The following is an 11,211-nucleotide window of genomic DNA, read 5'->3' as shown; positions in this document are numbered from 1 at the left end:
GGGGGGGGGGGGGGGGGGGGGGGGGGGGGGGGGGGGGGGGGGGGGGGGGGGGGGGGGGGGGGGGGGGGGGGGGGGGGCGGGGGGGGCGGGGGGGGGGGGGGGGGGGGGGGGGGCCCCCCCCCCCCCCCGCTCCCCGGCGTATTTGGAAAGAGAAGAAGGGCGGCGCGCGCGGAACGGCGCGCTTCATCCTTGCTTAACCAGTCATCGGGTAGAGAGGATCCTGCAAGAGGCGGGATCAGGATGACCGGGCCAGGACTTACTTCCAATCACCCCCCACTCCCACCCACCACGGAAGCCGACCGGCTGGATTGGCTCCGTCTCTTGCGCTCGCGCCGGGTTGGCCCGATGACCTTCTGGCGTCTGCTGGCCGAGCACGGCTCTGCCGCCGCGGGGCTCGCGGCGCTGCCGGGCGTGGCGGCCGCGGCCGGGGTCGAAGGGTACCGGGTCTGTCCCGAAGGCGTGGTGCAGGCCGAGCTGGACGCCGGGAATCGAGCCGGGGCGCGATTGCTGTTCCTCGGCACACCGGGATACCCGCCCGGTCTCATGGAAATGGAGGATGCGCCGCCCGTGCTCTGGGCCATGGGGCAGGTCGAGCTTCTGGCGCGCCCGGCAGTGGCGCTCGTCGGTGCGCGCAATGCCTCATCGCTTGGCGCGCGGACGGCGCGCTTGCTGGCGGCGGGGCTGGCGGACGCGGGCTGGCTGGTGGTCTCGGGCTTGGCGCGCGGCATCGATGCCGAGGCGCATCGCGCCGCGCTGGAGCGGGGCACTGCGGCGGTCATGGCGGGCGGCGTCGATGTCATCTACCCGCGCGAGAACGCGCTGCTGGCCGCGGAGATCCGGGCGCGCGGGGCGCTGATCTCGGAGCAGCCGATCGGCGTGCAGCCGCAGGCGCGGCACTTCCCCACCCGCAACCGCATTGTCTCGGGCATGGCGCAGGGCGTGGTGGTGGTCGAGGCGGCGGTGAAATCCGGATCGCTGATCACCGCGCGCTGCGCGCTCGACCAGGGACGCGAAGTCATGGCGGTGCCGGGCCATCCGCTTGATGGGCGGGCCGGGGGCTGCAACCTGCTGCTGCGCGATGGCGCCCGGCTGGTGCGTCACGCCGAGGACGTGCTCGAGGCGCTGGCCCCGCTTGCCCCGCCGGCGGCGGAGCGGTGCGTGGCCGTCGAAATCCCGCCGCCACCGCCCGAACGCCGCAGCCGCGGCGAGACCTTGGCGCTGCATCAGCGCATTCTCGACCGGCTCGGACCGGTGCCCGTGCCGGAGGACCAGGTGATCCGTGACCTCGGCGGGCAGGTTGCCCAGATTGCCCCGGCGCTCACGGATCTGGAACTGGAGGGGCGGCTCGAACGCCGCCCCGGCGGCTTGCTAAGCCGTCCATCCTGAGCGTCGGAATTGCCCGCAAGAGCGCCATTTCCCTTGTGTTGCTGCAGCCGCCTGGCGGCACCACATTGACATTTCCCCCTTGCGTCCCACATGTTGCGCCGCCATAGCGGCAGGCAAGCCGTTTTGAGCACAGCGTTGCAATGAGGTCTCATTAATGCCCGTCGTCGTCGTCGAATCCCCGGCCAAAGCCAAGACAATCAACAAGTATCTGGGATCCGACTACACGGTGCTCGCCTCCTACGGCCACGTGCGCGACCTGCCGGCCAAGGATGGTTCGGTGGACACCGAGCATGATTTCGACATGACCTGGGAAATCGGCGCCGACTCGCGCAAGCACGTCTCTGCGATTGCCGAGGCGCTCAAAAGCGACAACGCGCTCATTCTCGCGACCGACCCCGATCGCGAGGGCGAGGCGATTTCCTGGCACCTGAAGGAAGCGCTGACCAAGCGCCGCTCGATCAGGAAGGACACGGCGGTGAGCCGGGTCACCTTCAACGCGATCACCAAGGCCGCCGTCACCGAGGCGATGAAGAACCCGCGCGAGATCGATGCGCCGCTGGTCGAGGCCTATCTGGCGCGCCGCGCGCTTGACTACCTCGTCGGCTTCAATCTCTCGCCGGTGCTCTGGCGCAAGCTGCCGGGGGCGCGCTCGGCTGGGCGGGTTCAATCGGTCTGCCTCCGGCTCATCGTCGAGCGCGAGATGGAGATCGAGGCCTTCAACCCGCGCGAATACTGGCAGGTGAAGGCGCTGCTGACGACGCCGCGCGGCCAGGAATACGAGGCGCGGCTGACCACGCTCGCGGGCAAGAAGCTCGACCGCTACGACCTCGAGAACGCCACCCAGGCCGAGATGGCCGTGCAGGCGGTGGCCAAGCGCGCGCTGAAGATCCTCTCCGTCGAGGCGCGGCCCAGCACCCGCAACCCATCGGCGCCCTTCATGACCTCGACCCTGCAGCAGGAGGCGAGCCGCAAGTTCGGCATGGGCGCGCGCGCCTGCATGAACGCGGCGCAGCGGCTCTACGAGGCGGGGCACATCACCTACATGCGGACCGACGGCATCGACATGGCCCCCGAGGCGGTGACCGCCTGCCGCGAGGCCATCGCCGACCGCTTCGGCAAGGACTACGTGCCCGGCAGCCCGCGCATCTACAAGAACAAGGCGAAGAACGCGCAGGAAGCGCACGAGTGCATCCGCCCGACCGAGATGACCAAGGATGCCGAAGCGCTGAAGCTGCGCGAGGATGACCAGCGCAAGCTCTATGACCTGATCTGGAAGCGCACGCTGGCCTGCCAGATGGAGGCGGCGCGGCTCGAGCGCACCACGGTCGAGATCGGCTCGGATGACCAGCAGGTCGGGCTGCGCGCCACCGGCCAGGTCATCGTCTTCGACGGCTTCCTGAAGATCTACGAGGAGGGGCGCGACGACGTCGAAGGCGACGACGACAAGCGCCTGCCGCAGATCATGCAGGGCGAGAACGCCGCCTTTGCCAAATCCGGTCTCAAGGCGCAGCACGAGAAGGCCGCCGAGCGCGCCACCGCCGCCTCGGGCGTGTCGTCGATCCTGTCGGACAACAGCGCCGTCCTCGGTACCCAGAGTTTCACGCAGCCGCCGCCGCGCTACACCGAGGCGACGCTGGTCAAGCGCATGGAAGAGCTCGGCATCGGGCGGCCCTCGACCTATGCCTCGGTGATCACCACCATCCAGGACCGCGAGTACGTCAAGAAAGAGCAGAACCGGCTGATCCCCGAGGACAAGGGCCGGATCGTCACGATCTTTCTGCTGAACTTCTTCCGCAAGTACGTGGGCTACGAGTTCACCGCCGAGCTGGAGAACGAGCTCGACGAGGTCTCCGCCGGCGAGATGGACTGGAAATCTCTGCTGGGCAAGTTCTGGCGCGACTTCTCGGCGGCCATCTCCGAGACCTCGGAGCTGCGCATCTCCGAGGTGCTCGACGTGCTCGACGAGGCGCTGGCACCGCAGCTCTACCCGCCGCGCGAAGATGGCACTGACCCGCGTGTCTGCCCCAAGTGCGGCACCGGCCAGCTGCACCTGAAGACATCGCGCACGGGCGGTTTCGTCGGCTGCGGCAACTACCCCGAGTGCACCTACACCCGCCCGATCGCGGGTGAGGGGGCAGAGGGTGACGAGCGGCTGCTGGGCGAGGACCAGGGCGACGAGATCTGGCTCAAGGCCGGGCGCTTCGGTCCCTATGTGCAGCGCGGCGAGCCGACGCCGGAAAACAAGAAGCCGCCGCGGGCCTCGCTGCCGCGCGGCTGGTCGAAGGATGAGCTGACGCTGGAGAAGGCGCTGGTGCTGCTGTCGCTGCCGCGGCAGATCGGCGAGCACCCAGAGGGCGGGGCGGTCTCGGCCAACTTCGGGCGCTTCGGCCCCTATATCATGCACCAGCTGCCGGATGATGCGAAGCCGACCTACGTCAACCTCAAGGATCCGGCGGATGTCTTCGAGATCGGCATGAACCGCGCGGTCGAGATGCTGGCCGAAAAGCGGGCGAACCCTGGCGGGCGCGGCCGTGCGGCGGCCAAGGCGCTCAAGGAGCTGGGCGATCACCCCGAGGGTGGCAAGATCGCGATCTTCGACGGGCGCTACGGGCCTTACGTGAAATGGGAGAAGGTGAATGCCACCTTGCCCAAGGACACGGATCCCGAGAGCCTCAGCATGGAAGAAGCGCTGGCGCTGATCGCCGAGAAGGCAGCCAAATCGGGCGGCAAGAAGAAAGCCGCCCCGAAGAAGGCCGCAGCCAAGAAGACGCCCGCGAAGAAGACCACCGCGAAGAAGACCCCGGCAAAGAAAAGCGCGGCCAAGTCGGACGACTGAGCGCCGGATCAGAGCCTGGCTGGACCGGCCCGTGCCCTCGCTGGCGCGGGCCGTCGCATGTCCGGCGTCGCGCGCCTGCGCCTCCGGCGGGGATATTTCGACCTAGAAGAAAGCTCTTGTCCCGGACCGTAAATCGCGGGAATGCTGCGTCGCAGCGCCTTTTCGCTGCGCTTGCGAGAGTGACTTGGCGCCAAGCCCGCGATCGGCGGGGGAGGCTTCGTTGACTCTGCCTGATGTGCGGGTGACAAGTCTTGCAGGCTCTTTCTTTCGGGAGGACGAAATGAAGAAAGTTTACGGCTCCGCCGCCGAGGCGCTGGACGGGCTGCTCTTCGACGGGATGACCATCGCAGCTGGCGGCTTCGGCCTCTGCGGCATCCCCGAGCTGCTGATCGACGCCATGGTCGAGAGCGGCGTCAAGGATCTGACCATCGCGTCGAACAACTGCGGCGTCGACGGCTTCGGCCTCGGCAAGCTGCTCGACACCAAGCAGATCAAGAAGATGATGAGCTCCTACGTGGGCGAGAACGCCGAGTTCATGCGCCAGTACCTGTCCGGCGAGCTCGAGCTCGAGTTCAACCCTCAGGGCACGCTGGCCGAGCGCATGCGCGCCGGCGGCGCGGGCATCCCCGGCTTCTACACCAAGACCGGCGTCGGCACCGTGGTGGCCGAGGGCAAGGAAGTGAAGACTTTCCGCGGCGAGGATTACATCCTCGAAGAGGGCATCTTCGCCGACCTCAGCATCGTCAAGGCGTGGAAGGCCGACACCACCGGCAACTGCGTCTTCCGCAAGACGGCGCGCAACTTCAACCCGCCGGCGGCCATGTGCGGCAAGATCTGCGTCATGGAAGTGGAGGAGATCGTGCAGCCGGGCGAGCTTGACCCGGACCACATCCACCTGCCGGGCATTTTCGTGCATCGCATCATCAAGGGCGAGCATGAGAAGCGGATCGAACAGCGCACCGTGCGCAAGCGGGAGGAAGCCTGATGCCCTGGGATCGCAACCAGATGGCCGCGCGCGCGGCTCAGGAACTCGAAGACGGCATGTACGTGAACCTCGGGATCGGCATCCCGACGCTTGTGGCCAACTATGTCGGCGACAAGGAGATCACGCTGCAGTCCGAGAACGGCATGCTCGGCATGGGCCCGTTCCCCTTCGAGGGGGAAGAGGACCCGGACCTGATCAACGCCGGCAAGCAGACCATCACCGAACTGCCCAAGACCTCCTATTTCGACAGCTCGATGTCCTTCGCGATGATCCGCGGCGGCAAGATCGCGGCGGCCATCCTCGGGGCCATGGAAGTGGCCGAAAACGGCGACCTGGCGAATTGGATGATCCCTGGCAAGCTGGTCAAGGGCATGGGCGGCGCCATGGACCTGGTGGCGGGCGTCGGCCGTGTCATCGTGGTCATGGACCACACCAACAAGCACGGCGAGAGCAAGGTGCTGAAGGAATGCACCCTGCCGCTGACCGGAAAGGGCGTGGTTGACCGCATCATCACCAACCTCGGGGTTCTGGACGTGGTCGAGGGCGGTCTGAGGATCGTCGAGACCGCCGAGGGCGTGACCGAGGAAGAGCTGCGCGCGGCGACGCTGGCAACCATCGTCGACTGACGCTGGCACCATTTCGGAAGATCGAAACGCGGCCCCTTTGGGCCGCGTTTTTCGTTCGCGGCGGCGGGGGCCGCCTGGGACCGGCGCGCGGTGCGGGCTGGCGGACGGCCAAGAAAAAGGGCGGGCTCTGATGAGCCCGCCCCACGCATTGCGCCGGAAACATGGGAGGAGAGGAGAGGCGCAATAGGCTTCGCCCTCGGGAGTATCGGAGGGGCGGAACCGATCTTACTTTGCGGCGGCCGCGGTGGTCTTCTTGGCGGCGGCAGTCATCTCGTCGGTGGCCTTCTTGACCGCGGCGGAGGCGTCTTCGGTGAAGTCCTTGCCGGCCGCCATCATCAGTTCGACGGTGTCCATCTGGACCTTCTTCGCGATCTCGGCGAAAGCGGCCATGTTCTCGGCGGCGACTTCGGCCTGAGCGGAGGCGAAATCGGTCATCGCCTTGGCGTAGTCGGCCGGCTCTTTCTTGACCTTGGACATGTCGGAGAGCTTCGCCAGGGTTTCCTTGGTCCACTTGGCGGAGATCTCGGTGGACTTTTCAGCCGCTTCGAGCGCAACCGCCGAGAGTTTCTCGTTCAGCGTTGCAGAGGTCTTGAAGGCTTCGTCCATGGCTTTGGTGTCCACGGGGAACGCGCCCATCATGTCCTTCATCATGGCGGTGAAGTCTTGAGTCTTAGCCATCCTTAAATTCCCGTATTCTGCCTAGCGGGCCCACCCCGCGCTTTGTCTATCGGCTACAAACAATATGAATGCTGCAGTGCAGCATTTCAAGGATTTTCGCCGCATTGCAGCGAAAATCGTGCAACGCCCTGAATTGACGCAAGGTTATGCGGCCTTCACCCGCACGTATTCGCCCGGGGCGGGGCAAAGGACCGGGTGCGCCGAATCGCCGGGGGTGCGCGCCGGGACCAGCTTGCCCGAGCGCTTGCGCAGCCACTCCTCCCAGAGCGGCCACCACGACAGCTTGTCCTGGTAGGTCGCGCCCGCCTGCCAATCCTCAGCCGAGAGCTTGAGGTCCGGATTCACGTAGTGGCCATACTTGTTCTTGTTCGGCGGGTTCACGATGCCGGCGATATGGCCGGACTCCGACAGCACGAAGGTCTTCGAGCGTGAGCCCATCTTCTGCACGCCACGGTAGCAGTCCTTCCAGGCGGCGATGTGGTCGCCCTCGGCGGCGATCGACATCAGCGGCACGTCGACGTCCTTGATGTCGAGCTTCAGGCCCTGCATCTCGTATTCCCCGCGGGAGAAGAGGTTCTGCTGGCACAGCCCGCGCAGGTACTCGATGGTCATCCTGCCGGGCAGGTTTGCCCCATCGCCGTTCCAGTAAAGCAGGTCGAAGGCGGGTGGCGTCTCGCCCATCATGTAGCTGCGGATCGCCGGCGTGTAGATCAGATCGGTCGAACGCAGGAACGAGAAGGTGCGCGACATGATGAAGCTCTTGAGGATGCCGCTGGCATTGATCTCGGCCTCGATCCCGTCGACGAAATCATCCTGCAGGAAGGGCGTGAACTCTCCCTGGTCGGAAAAATCGGTCAGCGTGGTGAAGAAGGTTGCCGACTTCACCGAGCTGTCGCCACGCTGCTTGAGCAGCGACAGGGTGAGCGCCAGCGTCGTGCCGGCGATGCAATAGCCCACGGCATTCACCTGCTCGGTGCCGCAGATCTCGCGCACGAGGCGGATCGCAGTCAGGTAGCCGTCCTCGATGTAATCCTCGAGCCCGACGTCGGCGTAGCTCTCGTCGGCATTCACCCAGCTGACCACAAAGAGCGTGTAGCCCTGATCGACGATGTACTTGATCAGGCTGTTCTGCGGCTTGAGGTCGAGGATGTAGTATTTGTTGATCCACGGCGGGAAGAGCACGATCGGCGTCTCGCGGACCTTCTCGGTGGTCGGCTTGTACTGGATCAGCTCCATCATGCGGTTGCGATAGACCACCTCGCCCTCGGCGGTGGCGATGTTCTCGCCCAGCTTGAAGGCGTTCTCGTCCGCCAGTCGCACAACCAGCTCGCCGTTGTTCGCCTCGAGGTCCGCGACGAGGTTCTCCATGCCCTTCACCAGGCTTTCGCCCTCGGTCTCAAGCGCCTTCTGCAGCGCATCGGGATTGGTGGCGAAGAAGTTGGTCGGCGCCATCATGTCGACGATCTGCCGCGCGAAGTAGCGCAGGCGCTTCTTTTCCTTGGGGTCCAGGTCGTCGATCTCGTCGACCGAACGGTGAATCGCCTCGGCGGAGATCAGGTACTGCTGCTTGATGAAGTTGAAATAGGGATGGCTGTCCCAGAGCGGGTTTGAGAACCGCTTGTCACGGGGGCCGGTGTCCTCGGGCGGGGTGAGCTGCCCTCCGGCCAGCGCCGAGTGCGCTTCGAGGTAGTGGCCGAGCGCCTTGCCCCAGTAGGAGACCTGCTGCTCGTAGACCTTGGCCGGATTCTGCATCCACTCCATCCAGTATGCATGGGCGGCCTTCCCGTAGAGCAGCGGATCGGGCCCATTTAACGCGGGATTGATCGGCTTACGTCGCGAAATTGCTTCCATAAGACGCTGGGAAAGAGCTTCGATCTTCTCAATATTTGCTTCGAGTCGTGCGCGGTCAGACGTGACGTCCGTGCCCGGAGTAGTTGTCATAAGGTCGAATCCCCCCTACTTTCGGCATGTTGCAGAATAACGGCGGCAGAGCGGGGGGCAAAGCGGCGAATTGATCCGGGCTCCGGATCGGCGGCGTGTGCGTGGCGGGAGGCACGCAGGCACCGGGCGCTGTGAGCGACCGCATCTTTGGAGTTACGCGCATGCGTCAAATGGCGACCTACGATCTGATGGAGACCTTCCGGAACACCAACCAGTGGCTTGGGGCCACCGCTCGGACAATGGCCTCGTACCCGGCCTTCGCGGCGATTCCCAATCCGATGATCGGCTGGATGGCCGCCTGGGGCGAGGTGACCGAGCGCACCTTCGAGCGCATGGTTGTCAAACCCGACTGGGGTATCCGCACCGTGACCTGCAACGACGGACGTGACCACGTGGTCGAACCGACCACCGTCGTCGAGAAGCCCTTCGGTGACTTGGTACATTTCCAGGTGGTCGGCCGGCCGACCAAAGCCCGCAAGGTCCTGCTGGTCGCCCCGATGTCGGGCCACTACGCGACGCTGCTGCGCTCGACCGCCGTCTCGCTGCTGCCCGATTGCGAGCTTTACGTCACCGACTGGCGCAACGCGCGCGATATTCCGGTGTCCGACGGCAAGTTCGACATCGAGGATTACACGCTCTACCTCATGGATTTCATGCGCGCGCTGGGGCCGGATACCAACGTGATCGCGGTCTGCCAGCCGGCGCCGCTGACGCTGGTCGCCGCGGCCTATCTCGCCGAGCTCGAACCCGCCGCGCAGCCCCGCACGATGACCCTGATCGGCGGGCCGATCGATCCCAATGCCACGCCCACCGACGTCACCGACTTCGGCCACCGGGTGACCATGGGCCAGCTCGAGGAGACGATGATCCAGCGCGTCGGCTACAAATACGCCGGTGTCGGGCGCTCGGTCTATCCGGGTCTGTTGCAGCTTGCCTCGTTCATGTCGATGAACGCCGAGCGCCACTCCAAGGCCTTCTCCGAGCAGATCCTGCGGGTCTGCCGTGGCGAAGCTTCGGATTACGACGCGCACAACCGCTTCTACGACGAGTATCTGGCGGTGATGGACATGACCGCTGAATTCTACCTCTCGACCGTCGAGCGGATCTTCAAGAACGGCGAAATCGCCTCGAACAATTTCGTGGTGAACGGGCACAAGGTCGATATCGGCAAGATCACCGACGTGGCGGTGATGACCGTCGAGGGCGCCAATGATGACATCTCGGCGCCGGGGCAATGCGTCGCGGCGCTCGGCCTCTGCACCGGGTTGCCCGACAGCAAGAAGGCCCAGCACCTCGAGCCGGGCGCGGGCCATTACGGCATCTTCGCCGGGCGCAGCTGGCGCAACAACATCCGCCCTCTGGTGCTGGATTTCATCGACCGCAACTCCGACGCGCCACGCAAGGCGGCCAACAGCAACGCCGCCTAGGGCCGGAACGGGCAGGGGGGGGGCGCTGCCCCCCTCTTGGCCTGACGGCCAATTCACCCCCCGGCGTATTCCCGAAGAGAAGACACGCGGGCGCGCGGGTCAGAGACCTTCGTAGGCGACCAGCGCGTGCACCTTGACCCCAAGTGCCTCGAGGCGCTTGCGCCCGCCGAGGACGGGCAGGTCGACGATGAAGGCCGCGGCGACCACCGTGCCGCCGAGCCGCTCGACCAGCGCCACCGCCGCCTCGGCGGTGCCGCCCGTGGCGATGAGATCATCGACCAGCAGCACCTGGTCGCCCGGCAGGATCGCGTGTTCCGACAGTTCCACCGTGGCCTCGCCGTATTCCAGCGCGTAGTTCTGGGCGATCACCGGCGGCGGCAGCTTGCCCTGCTTGCGCAGCGCGGCGAAGCCCGCCGAGAGCTGGTGCGCCACGGCACCTCCGAGCAGGAAACCGCGCGCCTCGGGGCCGATCACCTTGTCGATCTTCTGGCCGGTGAACGGCAGGGTGAGCTGGTCCACCGCCAGGCGGAAGCCCTGCGCGTCGGCGCAGAGCGGCGTCACGTCGCGGAACAGGATGCCCGCATGCGGGTAGTCGGGGATCGTTCGGATGTAGTCGGGGATGGTCTTGGGAGGCTTCATCGGGTCTTTCCTGTCGGGCCGCGCGCCGTGTCGTTTCGTCAGGCGGCGCGGCGCAGCGTGGCGGTGAGGGCCCCCATGGCGATCAGCGCAGCCCCGCCGGCGCGGGTGAGCCAGACGAGGACGGAGGGGCGGCCGATCAGCCTGCGCAGCCGGTCGGCGGCCAGCGCATAGGCCAGCACGTTGAGCGCGGCAAGGGTGACGAAGGTGGTCACCAGCAGCGCGAACTGCGGCAGCAGCGGCGCGCCGGTGTCGACGAACTGCGGCACGAAGGCGATGAAGAAGGCGATACTCTTGGGATTGAGCGCGGTGACCGCTGCCGCATGGGTGAACACGCCGCGCGCGGTGACATCGGCGTGCGGCAGGGCAAGCCCGGCACCGGGCGCCGAGCGCAGCAACTTCACCCCCATCCAGACGAGGTAGAGCGCGCCGATCCATTTCAGCAGGGTGAAGGCGGTGGCCGAGGCAAGCACCAGCGCGCCGAGCCCGGCGAGCGACAGGCTCATCGCGGTGAAGTCGCCGAGCGCCACCCCCGCCGCCGAGGCCAACGCCACCGAGCGGCCCTTGGAGAGCGCGTAGGAGAGCACGAGCAGCACCGTCGGGCCGGGGATCAGCAGCAGCGCGACGGAGGCGGCGACAAATGTCAGCCAGAGATCGAGGGGCATGTTGTGGGATCCTGTCCGGTTCGCCGCGCAG

At 66.4% G+C, this 11,211-nt stretch carries 9 protein-coding genes; 5 read left to right on the top strand and 4 right to left on the bottom strand.

Annotated features, from left to right (window positions below):
* Nucleotides 1–240 precede the first annotated feature (240 nt).
* From dprA to IQ782_RS21995, 4 genes are all read left to right on the top strand, one after another.
* Nucleotides 241–1,386, top strand: coding sequence for a DNA-processing protein DprA (dprA, locus tag IQ782_RS22010; protein ID WP_194136817.1), 1,146 nt, complete (start codon nucleotides 241–243; stop codon nucleotides 1,384–1,386).
* A 154-nt stretch (nucleotides 1,387–1,540) separates the two neighbouring features.
* Complete coding sequence (topA, locus tag IQ782_RS22005) at nucleotides 1,541–4,222, top strand: type I DNA topoisomerase (RefSeq protein WP_194136816.1); 2,682 nt, start codon at nucleotides 1,541–1,543, stop codon at nucleotides 4,220–4,222.
* Between the two features lie 280 nt (nucleotides 4,223–4,502).
* Nucleotides 4,503–5,207 carry a CoA transferase subunit A gene (locus IQ782_RS22000; protein ID WP_194136815.1) on the top strand — a complete coding sequence of 235 codons (705 nt, stop codon included), beginning with the start codon at nucleotides 4,503–4,505 and terminating at the stop codon, nucleotides 5,205–5,207.
* Nucleotides 5,207–5,833, top strand: coding sequence for a CoA transferase subunit B (locus IQ782_RS21995; protein WP_194136814.1), 627 nt, complete (start codon nucleotides 5,207–5,209; stop codon nucleotides 5,831–5,833). The genes IQ782_RS22000 and IQ782_RS21995 overlap by 1 nt, the downstream gene beginning before the upstream one ends.
* Before the next feature lie 225 nt (nucleotides 5,834–6,058).
* Here IQ782_RS21995 and IQ782_RS21990 read toward each other — a convergent pair whose 3' ends face one another.
* Entirely contained in the window at nucleotides 6,059–6,511 is a 453-nt protein-coding gene (locus IQ782_RS21990) for a phasin family protein (protein ID WP_095882940.1), read from the bottom strand.
* A 144-nt stretch (nucleotides 6,512–6,655) separates the two neighbouring features.
* Entirely contained in the window at nucleotides 6,656–8,452 is a 1,797-nt protein-coding gene (locus IQ782_RS21985; protein ID WP_194136813.1) for a PHA/PHB synthase family protein, read from the bottom strand.
* Between the two features lie 161 nt (nucleotides 8,453–8,613).
* Between IQ782_RS21985 and phaZ the strand changes: the two genes are divergently transcribed.
* Nucleotides 8,614–9,879: a polyhydroxyalkanoate depolymerase gene (gene phaZ, locus IQ782_RS21980; protein ID WP_194136812.1), complete on the top strand. Its 1,266-nt coding sequence runs from the start codon at nucleotides 8,614–8,616 to the stop codon at nucleotides 9,877–9,879.
* 99 nt (nucleotides 9,880–9,978) lie between these two features.
* Here the strand turns inward: phaZ and IQ782_RS21975 are convergent, their stop codons facing one another.
* Together IQ782_RS21975 and IQ782_RS21970 are read right to left on the bottom strand one after the other, a co-directional pair.
* Nucleotides 9,979–10,518, bottom strand: coding sequence for an adenine phosphoribosyltransferase (locus IQ782_RS21975; RefSeq protein WP_194136811.1), 540 nt, complete (start codon nucleotides 10,516–10,518; stop codon nucleotides 9,979–9,981).
* Nucleotides 10,519–10,556: 38 nt separating this feature from the next.
* A complete protein-coding gene (locus IQ782_RS21970) occupies nucleotides 10,557–11,180 on the bottom strand; it encodes a LysE family translocator (RefSeq protein ID WP_194136810.1) in 624 nt (207 codons plus the stop codon).
* Nucleotides 11,181–11,211 lie beyond the last annotated feature (31 nt).

It is taken from the genome of Salipiger mangrovisoli (genome assembly GCF_015223355.1).
Taxonomy (GTDB): domain Bacteria; phylum Pseudomonadota; class Alphaproteobacteria; order Rhodobacterales; family Rhodobacteraceae; genus Salipiger; species Salipiger mangrovisoli.
The sequence above is the reverse complement of the archived record's forward strand: the minus strand, read 5'-3'. Positions and strand labels throughout refer to the sequence as shown.